The organism is Curtobacterium phoenicis, from assembly GCF_047238015.1.
Classification (GTDB): domain Bacteria; phylum Actinomycetota; class Actinomycetes; order Actinomycetales; family Microbacteriaceae; genus Curtobacterium.
In genome coordinates this window covers 262,274-286,912 of record NZ_JBDFLZ010000002.1, presented here as the reverse complement: position 1 = coordinate 286,912, position 24,639 = coordinate 262,274, and the positions used below count along the sequence as shown (strand labels likewise).

30 protein-coding genes are annotated in these 24,639 nt (G+C 73.2%); 18 read left to right on the top strand and 12 right to left on the bottom strand.

The genetic code is table 11. The features are described 5' to 3' along the window. The first annotated feature begins 191 nt into the window (after window positions 1-191). From ABC270_RS01495 to ABC270_RS01480, 4 genes are all read left to right on the top strand, one after another. Window positions 192-758 carry a GNAT family N-acetyltransferase gene (locus tag ABC270_RS01495; RefSeq protein ID WP_412879165.1) on the top strand — a complete coding sequence of 189 codons (567 nt, stop codon included), beginning with the start codon at window positions 192-194 and terminating at the stop codon, window positions 756-758. A gap of 81 nt (window positions 759-839) precedes the next feature. Next, window positions 840-2,171 (top strand): PQQ-dependent sugar dehydrogenase, encoded by a 1,332-nt coding sequence (locus tag ABC270_RS01490; RefSeq protein WP_412879164.1) that lies wholly within the window; start codon window positions 840-842, stop codon window positions 2,169-2,171. Window positions 2,172-2,372: 201 nt separating this feature from the next. Beyond that, window positions 2,373-2,549, top strand: coding sequence for a hypothetical protein (locus ABC270_RS01485; RefSeq protein ID WP_412879163.1), 177 nt, complete (start codon window positions 2,373-2,375; stop codon window positions 2,547-2,549). Window positions 2,550-2,589: 40 nt separating this feature from the next. Then, window positions 2,590-3,183 (top strand): GNAT family N-acetyltransferase, encoded by a 594-nt coding sequence (locus ABC270_RS01480; protein ID WP_412879162.1) that lies wholly within the window; start codon window positions 2,590-2,592, stop codon window positions 3,181-3,183. On the opposite strand, the gene ABC270_RS01475 is transcribed toward ABC270_RS01480, so the two are convergent. The 3 genes from ABC270_RS01475 to ABC270_RS01465 form a co-directional block, all read right to left on the bottom strand. Next, window positions 3,180-3,542, bottom strand: coding sequence for a hypothetical protein (locus tag ABC270_RS01475; RefSeq protein WP_412879161.1), 363 nt, complete (start codon window positions 3,540-3,542; stop codon window positions 3,180-3,182). The two genes, ABC270_RS01480 and ABC270_RS01475, sit on opposite strands and share 4 nt — an antisense overlap. A gap of 66 nt (window positions 3,543-3,608) precedes the next feature. After that, on the bottom strand, window positions 3,609-4,163 hold the full coding sequence (locus ABC270_RS01470) for a hypothetical protein (protein ID WP_412879160.1): 555 nt from the start codon (window positions 4,161-4,163) through the stop codon (window positions 3,609-3,611). Between the two features lie 85 nt (window positions 4,164-4,248). Next, entirely contained in the window at window positions 4,249-4,929 is a 681-nt protein-coding gene (locus ABC270_RS01465) for an SDR family NAD(P)-dependent oxidoreductase (RefSeq protein ID WP_412879159.1), read from the bottom strand. Window positions 4,930-5,031: 102 nt separating this feature from the next. Here ABC270_RS01465 and ABC270_RS01460 point away from each other — a divergent pair, with 102 nt between their 5' ends. Together ABC270_RS01460 and ABC270_RS01455 are read left to right on the top strand one after the other, a co-directional pair. Next, window positions 5,032-5,880 (top strand): helix-turn-helix domain-containing protein, encoded by an 849-nt coding sequence (locus tag ABC270_RS01460; RefSeq protein WP_412879158.1) that lies wholly within the window; start codon window positions 5,032-5,034, stop codon window positions 5,878-5,880. A gap of 4 nt (window positions 5,881-5,884) precedes the next feature. Next, the gene (locus ABC270_RS01455; RefSeq protein ID WP_412879157.1) at window positions 5,885-6,310 is read left to right on the top strand and encodes a hypothetical protein; all 426 of its coding nucleotides are present in this window, start codon (window positions 5,885-5,887) and stop codon (window positions 6,308-6,310) included. Between the two features lie 78 nt (window positions 6,311-6,388). Here the strand turns inward: ABC270_RS01455 and ABC270_RS01450 are convergent, their stop codons facing one another. Then, window positions 6,389-7,414 carry a zinc-binding alcohol dehydrogenase family protein gene (locus ABC270_RS01450; RefSeq protein WP_412879156.1) on the bottom strand — a complete coding sequence of 342 codons (1,026 nt, stop codon included), beginning with the start codon at window positions 7,412-7,414 and terminating at the stop codon, window positions 6,389-6,391. A 108-nt stretch (window positions 7,415-7,522) separates the two neighbouring features. Here ABC270_RS01450 and ABC270_RS01445 point away from each other — a divergent pair, with 108 nt between their 5' ends. Continuing rightward, window positions 7,523-7,897: a winged helix-turn-helix transcriptional regulator gene (locus ABC270_RS01445; RefSeq protein ID WP_412879155.1), complete on the top strand. Its 375-nt coding sequence runs from the start codon at window positions 7,523-7,525 to the stop codon at window positions 7,895-7,897. Between the two features lie 31 nt (window positions 7,898-7,928). On the opposite strand, the gene ABC270_RS01440 is transcribed toward ABC270_RS01445, so the two are convergent. Continuing rightward, window positions 7,929-8,594, bottom strand: coding sequence for a hypothetical protein (locus ABC270_RS01440; RefSeq protein ID WP_412879154.1), 666 nt, complete (start codon window positions 8,592-8,594; stop codon window positions 7,929-7,931). Window positions 8,595-8,781: 187 nt separating this feature from the next. Here ABC270_RS01440 and ABC270_RS01435 point away from each other — a divergent pair, with 187 nt between their 5' ends. The 9 genes from ABC270_RS01435 to ABC270_RS01395 all read left to right on the top strand — a co-directional run bounded on the left by ABC270_RS01435 (window position 8,782) and on the right by ABC270_RS01395 (window position 16,423). Next, window positions 8,782-9,726: a CPBP family glutamic-type intramembrane protease gene (locus tag ABC270_RS01435; protein WP_412879153.1), complete on the top strand. Its 945-nt coding sequence runs from the start codon at window positions 8,782-8,784 to the stop codon at window positions 9,724-9,726. Then, window positions 9,713-11,002, top strand: coding sequence for a sensor histidine kinase (locus ABC270_RS01430; protein ID WP_412879152.1), 1,290 nt, complete (start codon window positions 9,713-9,715; stop codon window positions 11,000-11,002). Before ABC270_RS01435 ends, ABC270_RS01430 begins: the two co-directional genes overlap by 14 nt. After that, the gene (locus ABC270_RS01425) at window positions 10,999-11,667 is read left to right on the top strand and encodes a response regulator (RefSeq protein ID WP_412879151.1); all 669 of its coding nucleotides are present in this window, start codon (window positions 10,999-11,001) and stop codon (window positions 11,665-11,667) included. Before ABC270_RS01430 ends, ABC270_RS01425 begins: the two co-directional genes overlap by 4 nt. 146 nt (window positions 11,668-11,813) lie before the next feature. Further along, window positions 11,814-12,878, top strand: coding sequence for a zinc metalloprotease (locus ABC270_RS01420; RefSeq protein ID WP_412879150.1), 1,065 nt, complete (start codon window positions 11,814-11,816; stop codon window positions 12,876-12,878). Window positions 12,879-12,947: 69 nt separating this feature from the next. Further along, the gene (locus ABC270_RS01415) at window positions 12,948-13,763 is read left to right on the top strand and encodes a glycosyltransferase family 2 protein (protein ID WP_412879149.1); all 816 of its coding nucleotides are present in this window, start codon (window positions 12,948-12,950) and stop codon (window positions 13,761-13,763) included. Continuing rightward, on the top strand, window positions 13,760-14,572 hold the full coding sequence (locus tag ABC270_RS01410) for an endonuclease/exonuclease/phosphatase family protein (protein ID WP_412879148.1): 813 nt from the start codon (window positions 13,760-13,762) through the stop codon (window positions 14,570-14,572). Before ABC270_RS01415 ends, ABC270_RS01410 begins: the two co-directional genes overlap by 4 nt. After that, window positions 14,569-15,198 carry a DUF2238 domain-containing protein gene (locus ABC270_RS01405; RefSeq protein WP_412879147.1) on the top strand — a complete coding sequence of 210 codons (630 nt, stop codon included), beginning with the start codon at window positions 14,569-14,571 and terminating at the stop codon, window positions 15,196-15,198. Before ABC270_RS01410 ends, ABC270_RS01405 begins: the two co-directional genes overlap by 4 nt. Before the next feature lie 97 nt (window positions 15,199-15,295). After that, complete coding sequence (locus ABC270_RS01400) at window positions 15,296-15,991, top strand: helix-turn-helix transcriptional regulator (protein WP_412879146.1); 696 nt, start codon at window positions 15,296-15,298, stop codon at window positions 15,989-15,991. A 54-nt stretch (window positions 15,992-16,045) separates the two neighbouring features. Beyond that, complete coding sequence (locus ABC270_RS01395) at window positions 16,046-16,423, top strand: VOC family protein (RefSeq protein WP_412879145.1); 378 nt, start codon at window positions 16,046-16,048, stop codon at window positions 16,421-16,423. Window positions 16,424-16,438: 15 nt separating this feature from the next. Here the strand turns inward: ABC270_RS01395 and ABC270_RS01390 are convergent, their stop codons facing one another. Both ABC270_RS01390 and ABC270_RS01385 read right to left on the bottom strand, forming a co-directional pair. Next, complete coding sequence (locus tag ABC270_RS01390; RefSeq protein ID WP_412879144.1) at window positions 16,439-17,086, bottom strand: NAD(P)H-binding protein; 648 nt, start codon at window positions 17,084-17,086, stop codon at window positions 16,439-16,441. Between the two features lie 34 nt (window positions 17,087-17,120). Beyond that, entirely contained in the window at window positions 17,121-17,567 is a 447-nt protein-coding gene (locus ABC270_RS01385) for an SRPBCC family protein (RefSeq protein ID WP_412879143.1), read from the bottom strand. 151 nt (window positions 17,568-17,718) lie between these two features. Between ABC270_RS01385 and ABC270_RS01380 the strand changes: the two genes are divergently transcribed. Then, window positions 17,719-18,207 carry a DUF4126 family protein gene (locus ABC270_RS01380; RefSeq protein ID WP_412879142.1) on the top strand — a complete coding sequence of 163 codons (489 nt, stop codon included), beginning with the start codon at window positions 17,719-17,721 and terminating at the stop codon, window positions 18,205-18,207. A 214-nt stretch (window positions 18,208-18,421) separates the two neighbouring features. On the opposite strand, the gene ABC270_RS01375 is transcribed toward ABC270_RS01380, so the two are convergent. Beyond that, complete coding sequence (locus tag ABC270_RS01375; RefSeq protein ID WP_412879141.1) at window positions 18,422-19,870, bottom strand: MDR family MFS transporter; 1,449 nt, start codon at window positions 19,868-19,870, stop codon at window positions 18,422-18,424. 68 nt (window positions 19,871-19,938) lie between these two features. Here ABC270_RS01375 and ABC270_RS01370 point away from each other — a divergent pair, with 68 nt between their 5' ends. After that, window positions 19,939-20,910 carry an NAD-dependent epimerase/dehydratase family protein gene (locus tag ABC270_RS01370; RefSeq protein WP_412879140.1) on the top strand — a complete coding sequence of 324 codons (972 nt, stop codon included), beginning with the start codon at window positions 19,939-19,941 and terminating at the stop codon, window positions 20,908-20,910. 4 nt (window positions 20,911-20,914) lie between these two features. Here ABC270_RS01370 and ABC270_RS01365 read toward each other — a convergent pair whose 3' ends face one another. The 4 genes from ABC270_RS01365 to ABC270_RS01350 all read right to left on the bottom strand — a co-directional run bounded on the left by ABC270_RS01365 (window position 20,915) and on the right by ABC270_RS01350 (window position 24,477). Then, window positions 20,915-22,111 (bottom strand): MFS transporter, encoded by a 1,197-nt coding sequence (locus ABC270_RS01365; protein WP_412879139.1) that lies wholly within the window; start codon window positions 22,109-22,111, stop codon window positions 20,915-20,917. Beyond that, on the bottom strand, window positions 22,108-22,311 hold the full coding sequence (locus ABC270_RS01360; RefSeq protein WP_290133415.1) for a hypothetical protein: 204 nt from the start codon (window positions 22,309-22,311) through the stop codon (window positions 22,108-22,110). Before ABC270_RS01360 ends, ABC270_RS01365 begins: the two co-directional genes overlap by 4 nt. Window positions 22,312-22,414: 103 nt before the next feature. After that, on the bottom strand, window positions 22,415-23,293 hold the full coding sequence (locus ABC270_RS01355) for a helix-turn-helix transcriptional regulator (protein WP_412879138.1): 879 nt from the start codon (window positions 23,291-23,293) through the stop codon (window positions 22,415-22,417). A 56-nt stretch (window positions 23,294-23,349) separates the two neighbouring features. Continuing rightward, the gene (locus tag ABC270_RS01350; RefSeq protein ID WP_412879137.1) at window positions 23,350-24,477 is read right to left on the bottom strand and encodes a PQQ-dependent sugar dehydrogenase; all 1,128 of its coding nucleotides are present in this window, start codon (window positions 24,475-24,477) and stop codon (window positions 23,350-23,352) included. Window positions 24,478-24,639: the final 162 nt, after the last annotated feature.

Here is a 24,639-nt window from a genome sequence, read left to right as displayed (position 1 = left end):
GTCAGCGCCTTGGTCGCGGCGGAAGTGGGTTGCGGTCCGGCACATCATCCGGGTGCCCGGATGATCGTCCGCAGCGGCCCGCACCGGATCCGATGTCGGTGGGACCGGCGACCCCACGCACACCGACGCGGACACTCTGGAACGGCTCGCCGAGGACGCCCACCGACAGAACGCATGAGGGGCAGCGCTGCATGGTGAAGAACACAGGGCCTCGCCCGACCGTGACCGTCCGAGACGCGCGGCAGGCCGATGCCCGACCGATCGCAGAGCTCATCAAGCAGGCGAAGGCGGACGCCATGCCGTGGCTGCCGGTCGTCCACTCGCTCGAGGAGGACGTCGCCTGGGTCAGTGCGGTGCTCCTGCCGGAACACCGGGTCCGAGTAGCGGCGGTGCGGTCCGACCACATCGTGGGTGTCGTCGCCGCTCGCCCGGGCTGGATCGACCAGCTCTACGTCGCGACCCCACACCGTCGGAGCGGACTCGGCTCCCTGCTCCTCGCCGACGCGCTCGACGAGCAGCGCGGCGCTGTGCGGCTCTGGGTGTTCGCGCGGAACGCCGCCGCTCGCCACTTCTACGAATCGCGGGGCTTCCACGCCGTGCGCACCACAGACGGGCACGACAACGAAGAGCAAGAACCTGATGTCCTCTACGTATCGACTGAGCCAGCCATGAAGAAGGACGAACTCGAGACGCGGGAGGAGCGCCGGGCGCGCACCCGGTCCAGCAGCGACGACGCGCGGGACCGGCACGCCGACTGAGCACGGTCCAGACACCGGACCCGGTGGTCCGGAGGGCGCACGGGTCCGGCGGTGCGGGGCGACGACGCCTAGCCTCACGGTGTGTCGACCTCGACCAGGCGCCTCTTCGGCGCGACCACAGCAGCACTGCTCCTCGGTGCCCTGACCGCCTGCACCGGAGCCGGCGGCACCGCAGCGAGCAGCACCGGCACCGGGAGCACGGGCGCCACCACCGGCAACCCGTCCGCCGACCTGCACGCTGTCCGCCTCACGGTCGCCGACGGCGCCGACGCCGGCACGGCGCAGGGCCGCGAGCTGCGGATCCCGAGCGGCTGGCGAGCCGAGGTGTGGGCCGACGTCCCCGACGCCCGCATGGCCGCCTGGCTCCCGGACGGCAGCATGCTCCTCACGACCGGCGACCGCGGCACCCTGCTCCGCCTCGACCCGCGGAGTGACGGGAGGGCCCCGGCGGTCGACGAGCTGGCCACCGGACTCGACGACCCGCAGGGCGTCGCCGTGACCGAGCAGGACGGCCAGACCGTCGTCGTCCTCGGTGAGGGCACCCGCATCGTGACGTGGCACTACCGGAACGGCGAGCTGTCGGACCGATCGGTCCTCGTGGACGACCTGCCGACGGGTGGCCACGGCGGGAAGTTCGTCGCCGTGCACGACGGCATCGTGGCGTACGACATCGGCTTCGCGTCGAACAGCGACGGCTCGGACCGACGAGACCACCCGGACCGCGCGGTCATCCGGCAGGTCCGACTCGACGGCAGCGACGACACGTTGCTCGCGACGGGCGTCCGGAACGGCGAGGGGCTCGGCTTCGCCCCGGATGGCACACTCTTCGCCGCCGTGAACCAGGCCGACAACCAGCCGTACCCGTTCCGCGACGACACCGGGCAGTACGGCAAGCGCGTCCAGTCGTACGTCGACGAGCACCCGAACGACCAGGTGACGCGCATCGCCCGCGGCACGGAGCTCGGCTGGCCGTTCTGCCAGCCGGACTCCCGTGGGAAGCCCGACCTGCTCGACCTCGGGTACGTCGATGACCCCACGAACAACCCGGACGGGAAGTCCCTCGACTGCTCGACCGTCTCGCCGACGATGGTCGGCCTGCCGGCGCACAGCGCTCCGATCGGGTTCGTGTTCACCCACGGCAGCGCGCTCCCCGCCGCGTTCCGGGACGGTGCGATCATCACGACGCACGGCTCGTGGAACCGCGAGCCGCCGCGGCCGCCGTCCGTCTCCTACAGCGCGTGGGACGACGCGACGAAGACCCTCGGGCGGCCGCACACGATCGTCGAGGGGTTCCAGGACGCCGACGGCTCACGCTGGGGCCGTTCCGTGGACGCCGTCCCCGGTTCGGACGGCTCGCTGTACGTGACCGACGACGCGGCCGGACTCGTCTACCGACTCACGCCACCCGCATGACCGGCGGCCACCGGCCGTGAACGGCCCAGCACCGGACTGGAGGCCCGTGGCGGCGCCGCCACGAGCCTCCAGTCCGGTTCCTGGTCGCGGCCACCCTCCGGCCGCACGTTGCGTCCGTGGCCGCTTCCCGACCTGCGCGGCGCCTCCCCAGCATCGGCGCGCAGGATGAGCGCACGCATTGACGACCGCGAAGGAGCAGCCATGTCGGACACCAGCAACAGCCACCCCGAGGACCGCACCAACGACGGGGACGGCACCCCCAAGTCCGGCGGCCTCGGCGACGACGCGACCATCCCGAACCACCCGGAGGGGGTCGCTGCCGGGTTCTCCGAGACCGACTCGCACTTCAACCCGGAGGAAGACCCCGAGCACGAGTGACCCGGCCGCGGCGGCGGTAGGTTGCGGGCAGGAGGTACCCATGGCCGACGACGCCCGCACGACCGTCCCCGCGTACGCGGTGCGCCCGCTCGACGAGTCGACGTGGGACGCGTTCGAGGAGCTCTGCGCGTCGAGCGACGGGTACCCGAGCGGGTGCTGGTGCAACGGCATGCACGCGGAGGGGCTCTCGCGTGATGCTGCGGCCAACCGCGAGCGCAAGCGGACCCGGGTCCTCACGGGGACGGCGCACGCAGCACTCGTCTTCGAGGGGGCGCTGTGCGTCGGCTGGTGCCAGTACGGCCCCGCGGACGAGATCGTGCACATCAAGAACCGCCGCCGCTACGACCAGACGCAGGACGGCACGCTGCCCGACTGGCGGATCGGGTGCAACTACGCCCGCGCGGGGTTCCGACGTCGGGGCGTCGCGACGACGGCGCTGCGGGGTGCGCTCGACCTCATCGCCGCCGCGGGTGGCGGACGGGTCGAGGGCTACCCGGAGCCGGCAGGAGCGGTGCCGGCCGGGTTCCTCTTCCACGGGGCGCTGTCGACGTTCGAGCAGGCAGGGTTCACCCGGGACCGGATGATCGGCAAGCACCGGTGGGTGGTCACGAGAACGGTCGAGGGGCTGGGCTAGGGGCGCTCGTCGACCAGTGCGACGAACCGACTCCCGATGCCCTCGACCTCGTGCCGGGTGAACCCGGCCGGCGGCTCGGGCGCCTGGTACGAGGCGTGGTAGTCGCACATGAGGTGGTCCCAGTCCGGCCACCACTTCTTCGGCCGGGCCGTCTCCGAGTACCCGCAGACGACGCACTCGAGGCGCTGCCAGACCTGCTTCTTCCCGGTGCGGTTCGCCCGCGACTGCACGAGCCAGGCGGGCGGATCCTGCTCGATCGCCGCGAGGTCGTCCTCGCTCAGCCGGGCCGGGATGCCGTGACGGGTCGCCATCTCCAGGGGGATGTCGAGCCGGACGGCGGCCTCACGTCGCGAGAGCATCCGCCAAGGATAGGCCGACGCAGCACTGGCCGCCGACGTGGCGGGGCCGGAGCGGGGACTGCGGACTCAGTGCCCGTCGAGTGCGTGGCACCCGCCGTCGAGCACCCAGCCGGCGGCCGACACCTCAGCGGTACCGTCGCGCTGCACCGACCCGACGAGGCACCCGCTCATCTCGACCTGTGTCTCGAACTCCACCCGGTCGTCGTGGTCGACGATCCACGGGTCGGCCGCGCCGACCGCGCGCAGGACCTCGGTCACGTCGGCGAGCGTCACCGGGGCGGGCAGATCGGCGATCCGCCGGTCGGCTTCCGCGCGCGCGACGGCGAGTTCGGCTGCTGCCTCTGCCCCGAGCTCCGTCCGCTCGTGGTGCCGCTTGTTCAGCGAGTACTGCGGCGGGCCGTCCGCACCGGGTCCGGCTCCGTCACCCGACGGGGCGTACGTCCCCGCGGCACCGGTGGGATCGGCGGCCCCGGTGGGACCGGCCGCTCTGGTGGGACCGGCGGCTCCTGTGGCTCCGGTCGGCCCGTCGGTTGCGGGAGTGTTCCCGTCCGCGCAACCCGTCACCAGGCCCACCGCGAGCAGCATCCCGAACACCGTCGCCACGATCCGCCGTTCCCCCATGCCCGCAGCCTGACAGGTCCGCACGGTCCAGAGCAGGACCGTCACCGCATCGTGACCCGCGCCGGCGTCGTCGGGCGTTCCGGCGTCAGTACTCGATCCGCCCGGACCGGTCGTGGAACTCCCCGGTCGGCCCGTCCGCTCCGAGCAGCGCGAGCGCGACGGTCGCGTCGGTCCCCTCCGTCACGGTCTGGTGTCCGCCGAAGCCGTTGAACTCGGTCGCCGTGTACCCGGGGTCGCTCGCGTTCACCCGGAAGCCGGGCAGGTTCTTGGCGTACTGCACGGTGAGGGCGACGAGCGCGGCCTTCGACGCCGCGTAGGGCACGGCCGGCACCGGGTACTCGTCACGGCCGGGCGTCGTCAGCCACCGCGGGAAGCCCACCCCGGACGCGACGTTCACGATGACCGGGTTCGCGGAGGCACGCAGCTTCGGCAGGGCCGCCTGGGTCACCCGGACGACGCCGGTCACGTTGGTGTCGAGGACGGACGCCATCGCCGCAGCGTCCAGGTCGTCGACGCCGAAGGAGGTGCCGAGGACCCCGGCGTTGTTCACGAGGACGTCGAGCTCCGGGAGTTCCGCGACGGCCCGGTCGACGGATGCCTGGTCGGTGACGTCGAGCTGCACGACGTGGGCGCCGAGCGCCCGGGCTTCGTCGGCGCTCGACGTGTCGCGCACGCCGGCGTACACGGTGTGGCCGGCCTCGATGAGACGTCGTGCGGTCTCGAGCCCGAGACTGCGGTTGGCTCCGGTGATCAGTGTGGTGGTCATGCATCGAGCCTGCGCCCGTCCCGCAGCGGCTCCCAGGCACCGGGTGACGGTGGGACCGGCAGTACCAGGACGGACGCCGGGCGCGGGGCGAGGATGGTGGGCATGAGCGAGTTCGCGACGGTACTGCGTTCCTGGCGGGACCGGGTGCGTCCCGAGGAGGTCGGCCTGCCGGCCGGACCCGGCCGTCGCACGCCCGGTCTCCGCCGCGAGGAGCTCGCGGCGCTCGCCGGGGTCAGCGTCGACTACGTCGTGCGGTTGGAACAGGGCCGAGCGACGAACCCGTCGGCGCAACTGCTCGGTGCCCTCGCGACCGCACTCCGGCTCTCCACTGCCGAGCGTGACCACCTCTTCCGGATCGCGGGAGTCGCACCGCCGTCGAGGCAGGTCGTGCCCCGGCACGTGACCCCGGGTGTGCAACGGATGGTCGACCGGCTCGGGGACGTGCCGCTCGCGGTGTTCACGGCCGCGCACGACATCGTGCTCTGGAACGACCTCTGGGCCGCGGTGAACGGGGACCCGAGCCGCTGGACGGGGCTGGAGGGCAACCTCGTGTGGCGGCACTTCACGCACGGGCACGACGGCACCGACTGGGACGACGAGCACCAGGAGGAGTTCTCGAGCGACCTCGTGGCGGACCTCCGTCAGGCGACCGGTCGCTACCCCGCCGACCGTGAGCTCGCCGCCCTCGTCGAGCGGTTGCGTCGGGAGTCGCCGGAGTTCGAGCGGCGCTGGGACACCGGTCGCGTCGCCGAGCACCGGGCGAGCCGGAAGCGCGTGCACACCCCGGTCGGGCCGATCGAGGTCGACTGCGACGTGCTCACCGTCCCGGGTGGCGACCTGCGCGTCGTGGTCTACACGACGGTCCCCGGCTGCGAGGACGACGCGAAGCTCGACCTGCTCCGCGTCACCGGCATCCAGGACCTCGCGCCACAGCTCCCCGTGACACGATGACGAGGTGCCCGGACCCGAACACGACGCCCTGATCGCCGCCGCCGAGGCAGTGCCGTCCCCGACGTGGAGCGATCGCGCGCTGCTCGCCTGCCTCCGCAAGCTCCGTGACGGCGGCCCGACGGAGTGGCGCTCGATCACGGTCCACGATGCCTGGCCGCTGCGGGACACGGCGGGCTTCTGCGTCGTCTACTCCTGGCCCGGACTCGGACCGGTCGGACTCCGGGCGGCTTTCGAGGGCAGTCGGGACGCACCGCTCTGGGCCGACGGCGTGTACGCGGAGCCCTTCTCCGGTGGCGAGCCGACGGCCGAGCAGTTCGGGTGGGAGATCGCCGACTTCGGCATCGCGGAACCGCTGGGTACCCGGGCAGACCACCTGGTGGTGGACCGCGATGGGGTCGGATGGTGGGGCGTCGCGCCGCTCCCCGTCTGAGACGCTCCCCCTTGACGGACTGGAGGCGCGGGGCGGGCCCGCAATGCGCCTCCAGTCCGTCGACCAGCCGTGTCCGCGTCAGGACACGGGCTCGTCCGTCACGACCACCTTCCCGACGACCCGTCCGCCCTCGACGAGACGGTGCGCCTCGCGCAGGGTCTCGACGGAGACCGGACGGAGGACGGTGGTGGCGGTGGTCCGGACCGTCCCGGCCTCGACCAGGTCCGCCACGGCCTCGAGGACCTCGTGCTGCCGGGCGATGTCGGTCGCACGGTGCAGGGACCGGGCGAACATGAACTCCCAGTGCCAGGTGATGGCCTTCGACTTCAGCGGCAGGACGTCGACCTCGGCCGGGTCGTCGATCGCCACGATCTGGCCGAACGGTCGCAACACCCGCTCGTACACCGGGAGCTGTCCCGACGAGTTCGTCGTGAAGACCCAGTCGATCCCCTCCGGAGCCAGTGCGAGCACCTGGGCCGGGAGGTCCCCGTGGTGGTCGACGACCTCGTGCGCGCCCATCTCCCGAGCCCAGGCGGAGCTCTCCGGGCGTGAGGCGGTCGCGACCACGCGGACGCCGGGCAGGAGCGCCCGGACGAGCTGGAGGGCGACCGAGCCGACCCCGCCCGCTCCGCCGACGACCAGTAGCGTGCCGGTCGACTCCTCGTCGAGGCGGAGCTTGTCGAACAGGGCCTCCCACGCGGTGATCGCGGTGAGCGGGAGTGCGGCGGCCTCGGCGTGCGAGAGGGTCGACGGCTTGCGACCCACGATGCGCTCGTCGACGAGCTGGAGCGCGGCGTTGCTGCCCGGGCGGTCGATCGCTCCCGCGTAGGCCACCGCGTCGCCAGGAGCGAAGCGGGTCACCTCGGATCCGACGGCCCGGACCGTGCCGGAGGCGTCGAACCCGAGGACGCGCAGCCCGCCTCCCGGCTCCGAGCCGCTGCGGAGCTTCACGTCGACCGGGTTCACCGAGACCGCGCTGACCTCGACCAGCAGGTCGTGCGGCCCCGGGTCGGGGACGTCGACCGTCGTCTCGACCAGGCTCTGCGGGTCGCTGATGGGGAGGGCTGCCGTCTGGGCGATCGCCCGGACCTCGTTCGTCGTCATGTGTCCACCGTGCACTGTCCCCGGTGGTGACCCACAAGGGCACCTGGTCACCCCGGGGTGACCACTGCAGTCTTGTCGCTCGGCGGAGCGACGGTCTAGCGTTCCGCTGTGACCGTCACCAGCACCGGACCGCGACCAGCAGTCCACGTCGGAGCCTGCGACCGGAACGACGTGTACGCGGAGGCGTGCCCGTGCCGCGAGATGCTCGACCTGCTCGCGAACAAGTGGACCGCGCTCGCGATCGGGGTGCTCGAGGCAGGACCGCGCCGGTTCGGCGAGCTCCGGCGGCAGCTGCCCGGCGTCAGCCCGAAGGTGCTCTCCGCCTCGCTGAAGCGCATGGAGGCCGCAGGACTCGTCGACCGCACGGTGTTCGCCGAGGTCCCGGCGCGTGTCGAGTACGCCCTCACCCCGCTGGGCGTCGGGGCGGCGGTCCCGCTGGCGCACCTGCGCGACTGGGTGCAGGAGAACGTGCCGCGACACTGATCCGGGTCGTCGTCGACGAGACGGTCAGCGGTCAGGTGATGACGACCTGCGCGTTCATTAGGATCTCGTGGAGGTCGTCGCGGAGCACGTCGCGGGACGGCACGTCGATCTTCACGGTGAGCGCGACGCCGGGGCGGGCGAACGCCCGGGCGACCGTCGCGGTCCAGGTGCCGTCGGCCTGCCCGGCGATCGACAGGAACTGCGCGGTCCCGCCGCCGGCCGTGGGCAGCAGCTGCTCCTCGAGCCCCTCGACCGGAGCGCCGGACGCCCGGAAGAGCTGCTCGGTCGCGGCACGGTCGCCCATCGTCGGGTCGAGGCCGGTGACCCGCTGCTGCGTGACGGTCGCCACGGCGCCGTCCGAGCGGGTGTACTCGGTCGACCCGGCGCTCGGGTCGGAGCGGGTCAGCTCCCAGTCACGCAGCGAGGACACCGAGACGCCGAACGCGGGCAGGCGGGTGGGCGAGAGCTCCGCGCCGTCCTCGAAGGTCAGGTCCTCCGGCTGCGCTCCGGCCGCGGTGCCGCCGACCCCGTCGTCCCCGTCCGCTTCCGCCGTCGGGGTGGCGGTCGGCGTCGGTGTGGCCGTGCGCGAGGCGGACTCCCCGTCGCCCGGGCCGGTACCGCCCGTGCTGCAGCCGGTGAGTGCGAGTGCGCCGACGACGAGCGCGGCGCCGATGGTGGTCGTCCTGGACAGCGTCATGGTGTGTTCCCCCTCGTGGATCCGCCGGGCGCCCCTCGCTCCGGCGGCTCGTCGACGAGCATACGGACCGCCGCCTCCACGCGGGCGACGGCGTGCACCCGGACGGCCTCCTCCGAAGGATGCAAGTCCCCGAGGTGCGTCCTTCCGCCGGTCGTCCGGCGCGCGTCGCGTTCCTAGCGTCGGAGGCATGACGAACCACATCCACACCGGCGCGGACCGGCCTGGCATCCGGGGCACGATCGCCCGGAACCCCATCCGCGCGTTCTTCGTGCTCGCCCTCGGCCTGAGCTGGGCCGCGTGGGTGCCGTACATCCTGTCGCCGCACGGCCTCGGGGTGTGGGACCTCCACTTCCCCGAGTTCCTCGGCACCGCGCAGTTCACGGGCGTCCTGCCCGGCGCACTCCTCGGGCCGCTCGGCAGCGCCTTCCTCGTGACGGCGGTCACGGACGGCCGTCCGGGGCTCCGCCGCTGGGTCGGCCGGCTCTGGCGCTGGCGGGTGTCGTGGCGCTGGTACGCCCTGGTGCTCGTCGGGGTCCCCGCGATCATCGTCGTCTCGGGGCTGCCGCTGTCCGGCGGCCAGGTGCAGGCACCGAGTGCCGCGGCGCTGCTCATGCTCGTCCCCGGGCTCGTCGTGCAGGTCTTCACGACGGGGCTGTCGGAGGAGCCGGGCTGGCGCGACTTCGCGCTCCCCCGCCTCCAGGACCGGTTCGGACCGCTCGGCGCCGCCGCTGTCCTCGGTCCGCTCTGGGCGCTCTGGCACATGCCGCTCTACCTGAGCGACTGGGGCGGGTGGCCGGATGCGCACTGGACCGAGCCGCTCGTGTTCGCCGTCTTCACGATCACGTTCAACGTGGTGATGATCTGGGCGTTCAACCGCACCGGCGAGAGCCTGCCGCTGGTCCTGCTCCTGCACGTCGGCGTGAACAACACGATCTCGACGCTCTGGGCCGACATGTACCCGGGCATGACCGCCGGCACGATGATGCTCGGGCTCGCCGTGATCTCGACCGTGGCCGCCGCCGTGCTGCTCATCGTGACCCGGGGCCGACTCGGGTACGTCCATCCGCGCGCGACCGATCTGCCGACGCCGTCCGCCCCCGCCCTCGTAGGATCGAACGATGGCACGCGCTGACGCCCGCACCGACCTCGTCGTCGCGGCCGGGACGGCGCTCGTGTCGGTCGGGCTCCTCAGCGGCCTGCCCAGTCTCGACGCCCTCGACCGGCTCGACGAGACCGGGTCGTCCGCGGCGGTCGCCGCCGGGACCCCTCCGGTCGGCAGCGCACCCTGGGTGACCCTGTTGATCTCCCTGCTCGTCGCGTCCGCGCTGCTGCTGTTCGCACGCAGCGCGCCGCGGACGACCACCCTCGGAACCGCGATCGTCGCGGCCGCCGCGGCCTCCACGCCGAGCGGTGCCTACAGCCTGGTCCTGCTGCCCGTCGCGGTGGCGGTCGTGCTGCTCGGCTCCCGCGAGCCCCTCGCCCGCTCGTGGCCGGCCCTCGTCGGCACGGCCGCGCTCGTCGTCGCGGGGACCGCCGTCAACGACCTCGTCCTGTCCGGTGGCGTGCGCTCGCAGCCGACCGAGCACCTCGCCACCTCCCTCGGCGCCGGCGTCCTGCAGGCCGTCGGTGCCGTCGGACTCCCGCTCCTGGTCGCCCTGCTCATCCGCTCCCGGCGCGACGTCCGTGCCGCCCGGACGGCCGAAGCGTCCGCCGTCGACCGCGAGCAGGACGCCTGGGTCGAGGCCGCGATCGGCCGGGAACGCGCCGCCATGGCACGGGAACTCCACGACATCGCCGCGCACCACCTCTCCGGGATCGCCCTGATGTCGGCGGCCATCGACCGGCAGATCGACACCGACCCGGACCGCGCCCACGAGGGCGTCCGCCAGGTCCGGGAGCAGAGCACCGCCGTGCTGGAGGACCTCCGCCGCCTGGTCGGGCTCCTCCGTGACGACGGCCCCGCCGAACGCGCGGTCGAGACGATCGCGGGCATCGTCGACCTCGTCGAGCGGTCCCGCGTGCGGATGCCGGTCGAGCTCGAGGTCCTCGCGTCCGACCAGCACCCCCTCGCGGACGGCGTCGGCCCCCTCGCGCAGCTCGCGGCCTACCGGGCCGTGCAGGAGTCGCTCGCGAACGCGGTCATGCACGCTCCTGGGGCGACCTGCACCGTGACGATCGACGACCGTGCTGCGGAGCAGCTCGTCGTCCGCGTCGCGAACGGCGAACCGACGCTGTCGACCGGCGGCGGGCCCGCCGCCGGCGGCAACGGGCTCCGCGGCATGCGCGAGCGGGCGGACCTGGTGGGGGCGCGCCTCCACGCCGGTCCGCAGGACGGTGGCGGGTGGCTGGTGGAGCTGGTGCTCGGCCGGGAGGCACCGCTCACGCCCGCCACGGAGGTGCAGCCGTGATCCGCGTCCTGGTGGCGGACGACCAGCCGCTGGTCCGCGCGGGCGTCTCCGCGCTCCTCGACGCGGAGCCCGACATCGAGGTCGTCGCGGTCGCCGCCGACGGCGGCGCGGCACTCGAGCTCGCCCGTCGGACCCGGCCGGACGTCGCGTGCCTCGACATCCGGATGCCGGTGCGCAACGGCATCGAGGTCGCCCGTGAGCTCTGCGCTCCCGGGGCCGACCCCGAGGTCGCGGTGCTGGTGCTCACGACGTTCGACCTCGACGACTACGTGTTCGGCGCCCTCGAGGCCGGCGCATCCGGGTTCCTGCTCAAGGACGCCGAGCCCGACACCATCGCCGGGGCCGTCCGGCAGGTGGCGGCGGGGAACGGCACGCTCGACCAGGCGCTCACCCGTCGGGTGCTCCGCGAGTTCGTGTCGCGCCGGAGCCTCCGACCGGTGACGGGGGACCGGGCCGACGGGCTGCTCACCGCACGCGAGCGTGACGTCCTCCTGCTCCTGGCGCAGGGGATGTCGAACGAGGACATCGCGGCCGCGCTCGTCGTCGAGGTCTCCACGGTGAAGTCGCACCTCGCGCGGATGCTCCCGAAGCTCGGGGTGCAGTCGCGCTTGCAGGCCGTGGTCTGGGCGTACCAGAACCGCATCGTGTCGGTGCCCGACCAGTAGCGCCCGACCAGGTGCCCCCGAGCCGGATCGCCCGCGGCGTGACGCGCGTCCCGAACGAGGGCCGGACGCGCGCGGGGGTCCGTGCCTACCATGGGCGCGATCAGGGACGGCGGAGGGACAGGGCCCCCGCCGGGGGAGGCACGACCATGCCCGTACGAACCACGTGGTGGACCACCGCGGTCGCCGTACTCGTCGCCGCGGCGGCGCTGACCGATCCGGCCGCGCCCGCCAGCGCTGCGACGCCGCACCCGGGTGCGCCGTGCCCGGCCGGGACGCTGAGCATCGCGACGATCCGGTCCGGGTGCACGACGCCGGACGGTACCGTCCGGGTGCCCGACGGACGCACCTTCGCGATCCCGGCCAGCGGTGAGTCCGTCGTCGCACTGAGCGTCGCCGCACCTGGGGCCAGCGAACTGCCCGAGGTCGTGGTCGCGAACACGGGTCGCTCGGGTGTCGCCGTCCGGGTGGACGACACCTGGCAGGGCGCACCCGCGGCGGTCCGGCAGCAGCGCGCCGCCGCCGGTACAGTGGCGGGCAGTGTCGGCGTGACGGGCAGCGCCGGTGCGCCTGGCAGCGCCGGTGTGACGGGAAGTGCCGCCACGACGGGCAGTGCCGCCACGACGGGCGCGAAGGCCACCGCCTCGACGAAGTGCACGAGCACCGCCAACGTGCAGAACCGCTACCGCTGGTCGAGCACCGTGCAGTGGTACTACAACGCGACGGGGTCGAAGGGCACCTACGCACAGTCCGCGTTGCAGAAGGCCGCGAACGCCTGGACCGGGACGATCACCGCCTGCGGGAAGACCGTGACCTCGACCGCGAGGAACGCGTACGTGCGGATCGCGGCGCAGGCCCCGAACGTGACCGCCGAGGGGGGCTGCTCGACGAGCAGCGGCTACAGCGTCGCCGGATGGGGTGCGTTGCCGACCGGGACCCTCGGCGTGACGTGCGTCTGGTTCGACCAGGCCGGCGTCGCGAAGGAGGCCGACCAGCGATACTCGACGAGGTACGCGTGGTCGTCCACGGCGTCGTGCTCCGGCAACCGCTACGACGTGCAGGCCGTCGCGACGCACGAGTGGGGGCACCTGTACGGGCTCGGTCACGTGGCGAGCGGTACCGGCCAGGTCATGGAGCCGTCGGGTGGCACGTGCGCGCTCGGCTCGCGGACCCTCGGGCTCGGGGACATGACGGGCATCGCGGCGAAGTACTGACACGTCGGCCCGCCGCGTTCGCCGGCGCAGCGCCGGGGCCGCCCAGTCGTCCCCTGGTTGGTTGGGGACATGGCAGTGCCCCCGTCCGTCACGGTCGTCGTCCCCGTGCTCGACGACGCGGAGCACCTCCGTGCCTGCCTCGCCGCCGTCGCCCGGCAGACCCGACCCGCGGACGAGGTCGTGGTCGTCGACAACGGCAGCAGCGACGACAGCGTCGAGGTCGCGCTCGCCGCCGGGGCCCGGGTGGTGCACGAAGCCCTGCGCGGGATCGCCGCGGCGGCGAGCGCCGGGTACGACGCCGCCACCGGGGACGTGGTCGCCCGCGTCGACGCCGACACGATCGTGCCGGACGACTGGCTCGAGCGAGCGCTGCCGTGGTTCGACGACCCGCTCGTCACCGCCGTCACCGGCCCCGGTGTGTTCCGTGACCTCGGGCCGGTCGCATCGGCGTTCTGGCAGACGATGTACATGCGCGCGTACTTCGTGACGATGACCGCGGCGCTCGGTCGGCCGCCGCTGTTCGGCTCGAACGCGCTGTTCCGTCGGACGGCCTGGCGTGCCGTGCGCCACCGGGTGCACCGCACGGACCCGAAGGTGCACGACGACGTCGACCTCTCGCTGCAGTTCGACCCTCGGTGGCGGATCGTGCTCGACCGGACGCTCGTCGTCACCGTGTCCGGCGGCCCCGTCCGGGACCTCCGTGGCCTGCTCCGGCGGACGCTCAAGGCCGAGCACACCTTCACGGTCTCGGGGCTCCGTGCGTTGCCGCCCGGACGACTGCTGCGACGCTTCCGGTCCGAGACCCGCCCGGTGCCGACCGGCGGTGGGGCGGCCGGCCGCGGCACGTCGTCCCGCGAGTCCGTCTCCGCCGAGGCCTCCGCGTGACCGACGCGCCCGACCTGCACTGCACGACCCTCAACGTGCGGCGGCCGGTCCCGCACCTCCGCCGCGACCACCCGGACGCCTGGGACGTCCGCCACGCGGCGCTCGCCGCGTTCCTGGACGCCGAGCGCCCGACGCTGCTGGCTGTCCAGGAAGCCGTACCCACCCAGCTCGCCACCGCACGAGCAGCCCTCGGGGCCCGGTGGCAGGCAGTCGTCTCGCCGCGGAGCCGAGCCCGCGAGGCCGAGCACGTCGGACTCCTCCTCGACACCGAGCGGCTGCGGGTCGTGGCGCACCGAACCACCGCCCTCTCGCGTCGACCGGAACGGATCGGCTCCCGGTCCTGGGGCAGCCTCTTCCCGCGCATCGCCGTCAGCGTGACCCTCGACGACCGCGCCACCGGCGTCCGGTTCACGGCGATCGCCACCCACCTCGACCCGTTCTCGCCGCTCGCGCTCCGGAACGGCGCCCGACTCGTCGGTTCCCTCGCGCGGGACGCAGGGACACCCGTCGTGGCGATGGCGGACTGGAACGCGTCCGAACGCTCAGGCGTCGCCCGGGAGCTCGGCACGTCCGGCCTCGTCGACACGTGGGACCTCGCGGAGACGCACGACTCCCCTGCGGTGGGCACCTTCACGAACCACCGGCCGCCGAGGCCGCGCGGCGCACGCCTCGACCGCGTCCTGGTGCGTCCCGGTGCCGGCGTCCGGGCTCGGGTGCGGTCCACGGCGATCACCACGGCCGCGCCTGGCGGGGCGGCGTTCTCCGACCACGCCGCCGTCTCGGCCGTCCTCCGCTGGGAGGCCTCGTGAGCACCCGTGCCCTGCTCGGGTCGCTCGGTCCGACGTTCCTCCGACCGCCGCGCGGTGCCGGGTGGGCCGCCGACGTCGTCCGCGTGTTCGTGGCGCTCAGCGTGCCGGTCGCGGCGATCGGCTGGGGTGCGATCGACCTCGCCGTCGCGATGCTCGCGCTCTTCGGGGCCGTGGTCCCCCGGATGCTCGGGCTGCGGCCGGCGGTCGACGTCGCCGTGGTGGTGTCGTCCTCCGTCGCCGCGTGGAGCAGCACGCTCGACTGGTACACGACGGTCCCGGGCTGGGACAAGGCCGTGCACGTCGTGCTGGTCGGCCTGCTCGGCATCCTGCTGTGCCTGATCGCGTACGACCTCGGTGTCCTGCACGACGTCCGGACGCTGCCGGTCGCCGCGCTGGTCGTGGTGTGCGGTGCGGCGGGCCTGGCGATCGGCGCCGTGTGGGAGATGGGCGAGTGGGTCGGGCACACGTTCCTCGACGCGACCATCTTCGTCGGGTACGACGACACGATCGGCGACCTGCTGGCCGACCTCGTCGGCGCGCTCGGCGGCGGTGCGCTCCTGCGGTGGGCGGCGTCCGGCCGGCGCGTGGTCCGGCCGTCGGAGCGTCCACCTACGATCGTGGCATGACCCGCAGCACCCGCACCGGTGGCGGCGTGGGCACCCACCGGCCGGGAGGCCCGTGGCGGGGCCGCACCGTGCCTCCCGTCCGTCCCCCGGTCACCGCGTGAACCGCACGGACCGGCTCTACGCACTGGTCGAGGCACTCCGCGCGGTCGCGCCGCGACCGCTGAGTGCCCGCCGCCTGGCCGAACGGTTCGAGGTGAGCGTGCGCACGGTCGAGCGTGACCTGTCGGCGCTGCAGCAGGCGGGCGTGCCGATCTGGGCCGAGCCCGGCCGGACCGGTGGGTACTGCCTCGACCGCGAGCACACCCTCGCGCCGCTCGGTCTGACCGCGGACGAGGCGCTCGCCGTCACCGTCGGACTCGGCGTACTCGCCACGGGTCCGTTCCGCGACGCCGCCGCGAGCGCCCTCGGCAAGGTGCACGCGGCGACCCGGGACGAGCGGCTGGCGGAGTCCCTCCTCGTCGCACGGCGGATCGCGTTCCTCGAGCCGGACGAGGACACCCCGGCCCGTGACGTCGTGGCCACGGCACTGCGCGGCGGGCAGGTCCTCCGACTCCGCTACCGCGACCGGGACGGCGAGCTGAGCGACCGCGAGGTCGAGCCCCTCGGGTACGTGGTCCGCGACGGCGTGTGGTACCTCGTCGCCTGGTGTCGTCTGCGCCGGGCGGTGCGCGCCTTCCGGGCCACGCGGATCGAGTCCCTCGAGCCGATCGGTGAACACGCGCCCCTCCGTCCGTTCGACGCCGCCGACCTCGACATCCCGCACGGCACGACCCGCCACGCGGTCGAGGACTGAGCCGCCGGGGAACACCGACAGGACGGTGTCGCGGAGCACCCCCAAACTGCCGACATGGCATTCGCATCGATCCGCATCATCACCGACGACCTCGACCGACTCGTCGCCTTCTACGAGCAGGTGACCGGGACCACCGCACACCGACCGGCACCCGTCTTCGCCGAGTTCCGCGGTGACCACGGTCCCGTGCTCGCGATCGGCACCACCGCCACGGTCGCGATGCTCGGCGACCGTGCACCACGGCCCGGCCGGAACGACTCGGTGCTCGTCGAGTTCGAGGTCGCGGACGTGGACGCCGAGTTCGCGCGGCTCCGGGACCTGCTCGACGACGTCGTCCTCGAACCCAAGACGATGCCGTGGGGGAACCGCTCGACGCTGTTCCGCGACCCCGACGGCACCGTCGTGAACCTGTTCAGCCGACCGCGGGGCTGACCGGTCGGCGGGCCCTCACGCTCCTGTCGACAGGAACGCCGCGATCTCGGTGGTCCCGCCGTTGAAGCGGAACGTGTGCCCGGCGGTCGACGGGTCCTCGACGACGTCGGCGACCACGTGTGCGACGTCCCCGCGGGGCACCTGCGACGACGAGCCGTCCCAGTCCACGCGGCCGGTCGGCTCGTCGTCGGTGAGGGTGCTCGGTGCCACCACGGTCCACGCGAGCCCGGAGTCGCGGAGCACGGCGTCGGCGACGTACTTCGACTGCGCGTACGCGAAGAAGTCGTCGCCCTGGGGTACCCCGTGGTCGAGCACCGAGCCCGACCAGGACACCATGACGTAGCGGTCGACGCCGGCGCGGGCCGCGGCCTGCACCGTCAGCACCGCAGCGTCGCGGTCGATCGCGTAGGTCCGGTCGGCCGACCCGCCGCCGGCGCCCGCCGACCACACCACGGCGTCGTGCCCGCGCACGAGGTCGGTGAACGACTCGAGGGTCTGCTCCTGGATGTCCGCGACGAGGGGCTCGCCCCCGTGTGCCCGGACGTCGTCGGACTGGTCGGCGTTGCGGATGACGGACGTGACGGTGTGGCCGCGGTCGGCGAGGATCTGCGTCGCGAGGAGTGCGACCTTCCCGTGACCGCCGAACAGGATGACGTTGCTCATCACCGGGACGGTACCCGGCGGGCCTCCGTGCGACTCAGCCGCGCTCCGCGACGACCTTGAGCTGTCGCAGGCCCTTCTCGAAGTCGGGTCCCACGAGCTTCTCGAGCGGGAACACCCGGGTCATGAAGGTCCGCGGGCTCTCCATCCGCCAGGTGACGTCGGTACCGCTGCCCGACGGCACGAGCACGAACCGGCAGACGCTGCTCGACCGGAACGGCTTCGTGAACTCCAGTGCGACGACCACCCCGTCCGGCGTGACCTCGGTGACCCGCATGGTGCCGGCTCCGGCCTTCCGGTTGCCCGACCACGCGTACGTCGCACCGACGCTCCCCGGCTCGCCGCCGTACTCCCGGTGCAGGTCGGGATCTGCCCCCTCCCACGGGGACCACGTCGGCCACTGGGTGAGGTCCGCCAGCAGGGGCAGGACGGCGGCGGGTGAGGCGCCCACGTGCTCGCGCCGCTCGACCGTGATCGTGCTCATGCGCCGATGGTAGGAGGAAGCGCGCGCCCACGGTAGAGGCACGGCTCCGTCGGTGGGTACGACGCCTCCCAGCGCGGGTGCGTAGCGTCGTGGACGGGCCGCCGCACGTCGATCGAGCGGTCCGTGATGCGTCAGCCAGGAGGAGACAGCGATGAGCACCGACCACGAACAGCGAACCCTCGTCCGGACACTCGCACTCGGCGTCCTGAGCGGCGGCCGGAGCGCCACGCCCCTCGCCGTGCTCGCGCTGAACCACGACAACAAGAAGCTGTCCGGTGCATGGCAGGACTGGAAGGTCTTCGCGACACCGCTCGGTCGTGGCCTCCTCGTCGCGGGCGCTGTGGGCGAGGTCATCGGGGACAAGCTCCCCGCGACGCCGAGCCGCATCGGCTTCCCCGCGATCCTCGGGCGCGTGGCATCGGGCGCCCTCGCCGGGGCGGCCCTCGGCACGACCGGTCGCCGCAACCTCGCCGTCGAGGGCGCGATCCTCGGCGGTGTCGGCGCCATCGTCGGCAGCTTCGTCGGCTGGGCGGCGCGCAAGGCCGTCGGCGGCGTGACGCACCTGCCGGACCCGGTGGTGGCGCTCGCCGAGGACGCCGCCGTGATCGCCGGCTCCGTGAAGGCCGTCACCGCCGACTGACGCGGGCCGCGCGGCGCCGCGCGGCTGTGCCACGACACCGCGCCGCGCCGCGGTGTCCGCGACGCCCGAGACTCGGCCCGGCGGACAGTTTCGCGGCTCCCGCCCGCGAAAGTGTCCGCGGAGCCGAGTCTCGGCACCGGCGGCCCGACCCCAGCGGCCGGGAGGCGCGGGGCGGACCCGCACCGTGCCTCCCGGCCGGTGCGTGGTGACCACCTCAGGCGGTTGCCGGCTCCGCCGCGGCAGTCGCCTCCGCGCGTCGACGGTGTGCCGGCATGAACGACACCGCGGCGAGCAACACCACCGCGATCACCGCGATGGACACGAACACGAGGTGCATCGCCGTCATCAGGCCGGGCCCCTCGGGTGCCCCGGTCGCGTTCAGCCGCACGTGCGCGTTGACGACCGCGCCGAACACCGCGACACCGACCGCCGAACCCATCGACCGCGCGAACATGTTCGTCCCCGTCACCGCGCCGCGTTCGTGGTGTGCTGCCGACGACTGCGCGGCGATCAGGGTCGGGACGGCCGTGAGACCCATGCCGGCACCGACGACGAAGCAGAACACCGCGACGAGCCACACCGACGAGGACGACCCGAGCACGATCGTCAGTGCGGCACCGAGCAGCACCAGGGTCGACCCGAGGAGCGCCGTCGCGCGGAAGCCCCAGCGGAGGTAGAAGCGGCCGGCCTGCGATGCCGAGATCGGCCACCCGAGGGTCAGGGCCGCCAGGGCGAAGCCGGCGACCAGTGCGGACGTGCCGAGGACGTCCTGCGCGTAGATCGGGACGTAGGTAGAGAGTCCCATCACGATGACCCCGATGACGAGGGACGCGGTGGTGGAGGCGGCGACGACCCTCCGCCGGAGCAGCGCGAGGGAGAAGATCGGGTGTCCGGTCCGCAGCTCCACGACGATGAACACCGAAAGGAAGACGACTGCCGCGGCGAAGATGCCGATCGAGGCACCCGAGCCCCACGCCCACGTCGTCCCGCCCTCGAGCAGCCCGAGCAGCAGGGCGGTAGTCCCGAGCGTGAGCAGCACGGCCCCCGGGTAGTCGATGCGCTGGCGGGGTCCGTCGGTCGAGCGGTGCTCCGTGTATGCCCGGACGAGCATGAACCCCGCGACGAGAGCCAGCGGGATGTTGATCCAGAAGATCCACCGCCAGGCGCCCAGCTCGCTGAACAGCCCACCGAGGGTCGGACCGACCACCGACGAGATGCCCCACACGGACGCGAGGTAGCCCTGGGTCTTCGCCCGCTCCTCCAGCGTGTAGATGTCGCTCGTGATCGTCATCGAGATCGGCAGCACCGCACCGGCACCGAGGCCCTGCACCACGCGACCGGCGATGAGCGCCGCCATCGACCACGCCGCTCCGCACAGCACCGACCCGAGCAGGAAGAGCCCGATGCCGACGAGGAGCAGGCGCTTCCGGCCGAGCACGTCCGCGAGCCGGCCGTAGATCGGCACCGACACCGCCTGCGCGAGCAGGTAGACGGAGAACAGCCACGGGAGCTGCTGGAAGTGTCCGAGGTCCCGGGCGATCGACGTCGACGCCGTGGCGATGATCGTCGAGTCGAGGGCGACCAGCGCGGTCGCGAGCATGAGGGAGAGCAGGATCGGCCCGCGCTCGGAGCGCAGGCCCACACCACCGGATCGTGCAGCCATGCGGGCAGCAAGTCCGTTCCGCGTCGGAACATTCCGACGCGCAGGGCAGCAGGCCTAGCGTGGCCGTCATGCGCATCGTCGTCATCGGGGCCACCGGCCACATCGGCACCTTCCTCGTCCCGCGTCTCGTCCGTTCCGGCCACGACGTCGTGGTCGTCTCCCGCGGCACCCGTTCCGCCTACGTCGACGCTCCGGAGTGGGAGCGGGTCGAACGGGTCACCGCCGACCGCGAGCAGGAGGACCGCGACGGGACCTTCGGCCACCGCATCGCCGCACTGCGCGCCGACGCGGTGATCGACCTCGTGTGCTTCACCGTCGACAGCGCGCGGGCGATGCTCGACGCCCTCCGCGGGACGGACACGCACCTCGTGCACTGCGGCTCGATCTGGCGGGCCGGCGTCTCGCACGTGCTGCCGATCGCCGAGGAGAACGCGACCCCGCCGTTCGGCGAGTACGGCGAGCAGAAGGACGCGATCGCCCGGCTGTACAAGGAGGAAACCGCATCAGGGGGTGTCGCGACGACGACCCTGCACCCGGGGCACATCAGCGGGCCGGGCTGGGTGCCGATCGGTCCGCTGGGCAACCTGGACACCTCGGTCATCACCCGGCTGTCCGCCGGCGAACCGATCGAGGTGCCGGGCCTCGGTGCCGAGTCGATGGCGCACGTGCACGCCGACGACGTCGCGCAGGCGTTCCAGCTCGCCGTCGAGCACCGGGACACCGCCGTCGGCGAGGACTGCTTCGTCACGGCCTCGACGGCGCTCACCGTCCGCGGCTACGCGCACCTGGTCGCCTCGTGGTTCGGCCAGGAGGCCCGGCTCGAGTCCGTCACGTGGGACCGCTTCCGCGAGACCACGGCTCCCGACGACGCCGACGCCAGTTGGCAGCACCTGTCGCGGTCGCAGGTGTTCAGCCTGGACAAGACCCGGCGGGTGCTCGGGTACGAGCCGGCGTACACGGCCGAGGAGACGGTGCTCGACGCGGTGCGGTGGCTCGTCGACAACGGGGAGGTCGAGGTGGCGCGGCCGCTCGTCGTGTGACGGGTCAGTGACCCGCGGTGACGACGAGTCCGCGGCTCCGGTGCACCGCCCACACGGTGAGCGCGAAGCCGAGCAGCACGGCACCGCCGATCGTCACCGCGGTCCAGCCGCCGACGTTCCAGAGCACCGAGGCCACGGCCGACCCGACGGCACCGCCGACGAAGTTCCCGGTCACGAACGCCGTGTTGAGCCGGCTCCGCGCGGCCGGGTCGATCGCGAACAGCCGCGTCTGGTTGAGCACGTTCGCCGCCTGCACCCCGACGTCGAGCAGCACGACCGCGACGAGCACGACGACGATCGATCGGGCGCCGAGGCCCGCGACCACAAGCGACGCAAGCACGAGGGCCAGTGCCGCACCGGTCACCGGGACGGAGAGGCCCCGGTCGTGCAGCCGTCCGACGCGCTGGGCCGCGACCGCACCGGCCAGGCCCGCGAGCCCGACCAGCCCGATCGCCGAGGTCGAGTACCCGTAGGGCTCTCCGCTCAGCAGGAACGTCAGGGCCGTCCAGAACATCGTGAACACGGCGAACACCGTCGCGCTGATCACCAGCGTGACGCGGACGGAGCGGTGTGCCGCGACCGCCCGGAACACCGAGACGATCAGCGTCGGGTACGGCACGCGCTCGCGGCGATCGAGGCGGGGGACCACGCGGCGCAGCAGCACCGCGAGGACGAGCGCAGCGACCGCGGCGATGACGGAGATCGCCCGCCACCCGAAGACGTCCGCGACGAGTCCGCTCACCGTCCGTGACACGAGGATGCCGGTGAGGACGCCCGAGGCGATCGTGCCGACGACCCGACCCCGGGACGCCGGATCAGCGAGGTCGCCGGCGAGTGGGATGAGCAGCTGCCCGGCGACCGTGGTGAGCCCCACGAGTGCGAGGGCGACGAGCAGGACCGCGAACGAGGGGGCCACGGCGGCGAACAGGAGCGCGGCGGCCGAGGCGATCAGCACACCGGGGATCAGCCGCTTGCGGTCGAGGACGTCGCCGAGCGGCACCACGAGCAGGATGCCGAGGGCGTACCCGACCTGGGTGAGGGTGACGAGCAGTCCGGCCAGCGCGGCGGACGTGCCGAGCGACGACGCGATGTCGTCGAGCAGGGGCTGCGCCCAGTAGAGGTTGCCGACGGCCGCGCCGCCCGCGACGGCGAACAGCAGCGTGCGGCCCGGCGTCATCCCGGCTCGGCCGTGGTCGGTCACCGGCGGAAGAGCTCGGCGAAGGCGGCCGCGCTCGGAGCGAGCCGGACGGCGGCCTCGGCGCGCACCCGGTCCTCCCGGGCACGGTCGCGGGTCAGCTCGTGGAGCTCCTGCTCGGCCTGCCAGCGGAACCGCAGCCGACCCCAGGACGACGTCGTGCCGGAGGCCGCGGCGGGGGTCTCGATGGACGAGGTGTCGGTCATCGTGCGTCCTTCCGGATCGGGTTCGGTCCCTCCACGCTAGGACCGACGCGACGGCCGAGACAGGGGCTGCCGACACCCCTCACGGCAGGGCCTCCGTCACACGTCAGACGAGCGCGCGGGCCCGCTCCCCGATGCGCTCCGTCGCGGCCCACGAGGCGAGCACCCGGAGGGCGTCGGCGGTGGGGCTGCCCGGGGTCGCCGGGTAGATCGTCAGGGACAGCCCCGGGTCCTCGGCGAGCTCCAGCGTCTGGAAGTGCAGCTCGAGGGGGCCGACGACCGGGTGCCGGAAGGACTTCACGCCCGCGTAGTGCCGGCGGACGTCGTGCGAGGCCCAGAGTTCGCGGAACTCGTCGCTCCGCATCGACAGCTCCCCGATGAGCGCCGCGAGGTCCTTGTCGTGCGGGTTCCGTCCGGCCTCACGGCGGAGGATCGCGACGTTCGTGTGCGCGGCCCGTTGCCAGTCCGGGTAGAACTCCCGGGCGACGGGGTGCAGGAAGATGAAGCGCGAGAAGTTCATCGGCCGGTCCGGGGAGTCGACCTGGACGGAGTGCATCGCGTACCCGAGGTCGTTCGCCGCGACGATGTCCTGCCGGTTGTTGAGGATCATCGCCGGCGCGTCCGTGATGACGTCGAGCAGGTACTGCAGTTCCGGGCGCACCGCGGCGACCGGGGTGGTCCGCCCGGCCCGCCTCGGGGAGTCGTTCTGGTGCTTCGCGAGGTCCCGGAGGTGTTCGTGCTCGGCGCCGTCGAGCTGCAGCGCCCCGGCGATCGCGTCGAGCACGCTGTCCGAGACGCCCTGCAGGTTCCCCCGCTCGAGTCGGGTGTAGTAGTCGATGCTCACGCCCGCGAGCCGTGCGACCTCTTCACGGCGGAGTCCGGTGACGCGTCGGCGCCCGCCGAAGGTCTCCACGCCGGCCTGCTCGGGGGTGATCCGCGCGCGGCGGCTCGAGAGGAAGTCGCGGGCTTCGTCACGGTGGTCCATGCCGTCACCGTACGTCCGCGGTCGCGCGGCCTGCGAGGTGCTGCCGGAACCCCTGTTCAGCCCCGGGACAGCGGGACGGCGACGATGCGGTCGTCGTCGTCCCGGGGGTCACCCCGTCCGTCGGTGTTGTTCGTCACGAACCAGAGCACACCCTCGGGACCTTCCAGCACGGTGCGGACGCGCCCGAAGTCGCCGCCGAACCACTCGGTCGACTGCGACGGGTCGGACACGGGGACCGCCCGGACCGACTCGCCCTGCAGGTTCGCCACGAAGACCGTGTCACCGATCACCGCGAGGCCGCTCGGGGAGGCGTCGCTCGTGGCCCACTGCTGCACGGGGTCGACGAACCCCTCGTCCGTCCCGCCCTTCCCCTCGAACTCCGGCCAGCCGTAGTTCGAGCCCTTCTCGACGAGGTTGAGCTCGTCCCAGGTGTTCTGCCCGAACTCGGCGGCGAACATCGTGCCGTCCTCGGCCCAGCCCATGCCCTGCACGTTGCGGTGCCCGAGGCTCCACACGTACGAGTCCGGGAACGGGTTCGCGGCCGGGACGTCCCCATCGGCCGTCATCCGCAGGATCTTGCCCGCGAGGGAGTCACGGTCCTGCGCATCGGGCCCGTTGCCGGCGTCCCCCACGCTCGCGTAGAGCATGCCGTCCGGACCGAACGCGATGCGTCCACCGTTGTGGATGCCGCTCGACGGCAACCCGTCGAGGATCGTGGTGGCGTCGCCGAGACGGTACGAGCCCGTGTCGCCGGTGAGCGCGAAGCGTTGGATGCGGTTGCCGTCCTCGGCGGTCGAGTACACGTACAGGTCGCCGTCGTGGAGCGCGAGCCCGAGCAGTCCGCCCTCGCCGCCGGACCGAACGCCGGGGACCGTGCCGACCTCCCGCGTGCTGCCGTCCGCCGCGAGTTCGAGCACCTTCGCCGAGTCGCGTTCGCTGATGAGTGCCTCGGGACCGTCGCCGGTGCGGACGACCGACCACGGTGCGTCGAGGCCGGTCACGACGTCGGCGGGCTCCCCGTCCGGCACGAGTGACGCGACGGTCGCCGTCGACGAGGGCGCCGGACTCGACGTGACGGTGTCCGGTGCCGTCCGTGCACCGCCGCCGGTGCAGGCCGACAGGACGAGGGCCGTAGCGGCGGCCGCGCCGATGGCGCTCCAGGTGCGGCGGGTGGTCGTGTGCACGGTGTGCCTCCCGGGGTCGTGTCCCGATTGCACACGCTCCGGTCGTGAGGAGCCTGTACGGGGACTCAGTGCCGCCACGTGTCTGCCGGGAGGCGCGTGGCGGCGACGGCCCGCGCCTCCCGGCCGAGAGGGGGTACGACAGGACCCGTCTCTCGCGGAGGC

Coding starts and splice junctions, on each gene's coding strand:
- ABC270_RS01495 (WP_412879165.1), top strand. CDS start 192: ATGGTGAAGAACACAGGGCCTCGCCCGACCGTGACCGTCCGAGACGCG.
- ABC270_RS01485 (WP_412879163.1), top strand. CDS start 2,373: ATGTCGGACACCAGCAACAGCCACCCCGAGGACCGCACCAACGACGGG.
- ABC270_RS01480 (WP_412879162.1), top strand. CDS start 2,590: ATGGCCGACGACGCCCGCACGACCGTCCCCGCGTACGCGGTGCGCCCG.
- ABC270_RS01475 (WP_412879161.1), bottom strand. CDS start 3,542: ATGCTCTCGCGACGTGAGGCCGCCGTCCGGCTCGACATCCCCCTGGAG.
- ABC270_RS01470 (WP_412879160.1), bottom strand. CDS start 4,163: ATGGGGGAACGGCGGATCGTGGCGACGGTGTTCGGGATGCTGCTCGCG.
- ABC270_RS01465 (WP_412879159.1), bottom strand. CDS start 4,929: ATGACCACCACACTGATCACCGGAGCCAACCGCAGTCTCGGGCTCGAG.
- ABC270_RS01460 (WP_412879158.1), top strand. CDS start 5,032: ATGAGCGAGTTCGCGACGGTACTGCGTTCCTGGCGGGACCGGGTGCGT.
- ABC270_RS01450 (WP_412879156.1), bottom strand. CDS start 7,414: ATGACGACGAACGAGGTCCGGGCGATCGCCCAGACGGCAGCCCTCCCC.
- ABC270_RS01440 (WP_412879154.1), bottom strand. CDS start 8,594: ATGACGCTGTCCAGGACGACCACCATCGGCGCCGCGCTCGTCGTCGGC.
- ABC270_RS01435 (WP_412879153.1), top strand. CDS start 8,782: ATGACGAACCACATCCACACCGGCGCGGACCGGCCTGGCATCCGGGGC.
- ABC270_RS01430 (WP_412879152.1), top strand. CDS start 9,713: ATGGCACGCGCTGACGCCCGCACCGACCTCGTCGTCGCGGCCGGGACG.
- ABC270_RS01420 (WP_412879150.1), top strand. CDS start 11,814: ATGCCCGTACGAACCACGTGGTGGACCACCGCGGTCGCCGTACTCGTC.
- ABC270_RS01415 (WP_412879149.1), top strand. CDS start 12,948: ATGGCAGTGCCCCCGTCCGTCACGGTCGTCGTCCCCGTGCTCGACGAC.
- ABC270_RS01395 (WP_412879145.1), top strand. CDS start 16,046: ATGGCATTCGCATCGATCCGCATCATCACCGACGACCTCGACCGACTC.
- ABC270_RS01390 (WP_412879144.1), bottom strand. CDS start 17,086: ATGAGCAACGTCATCCTGTTCGGCGGTCACGGGAAGGTCGCACTCCTC.
- ABC270_RS01385 (WP_412879143.1), bottom strand. CDS start 17,567: ATGAGCACGATCACGGTCGAGCGGCGCGAGCACGTGGGCGCCTCACCC.
- ABC270_RS01380 (WP_412879142.1), top strand. CDS start 17,719: ATGAGCACCGACCACGAACAGCGAACCCTCGTCCGGACACTCGCACTC.
- ABC270_RS01375 (WP_412879141.1), bottom strand. CDS start 19,870: ATGGCTGCACGATCCGGTGGTGTGGGCCTGCGCTCCGAGCGCGGGCCG.
- ABC270_RS01370 (WP_412879140.1), top strand. CDS start 19,939: ATGCGCATCGTCGTCATCGGGGCCACCGGCCACATCGGCACCTTCCTC.
- ABC270_RS01360 (WP_290133415.1), bottom strand. CDS start 22,311: ATGACCGACACCTCGTCCATCGAGACCCCCGCCGCGGCCTCCGGCACG.
- ABC270_RS01355 (WP_412879138.1), bottom strand. CDS start 23,293: ATGGACCACCGTGACGAAGCCCGCGACTTCCTCTCGAGCCGCCGCGCG.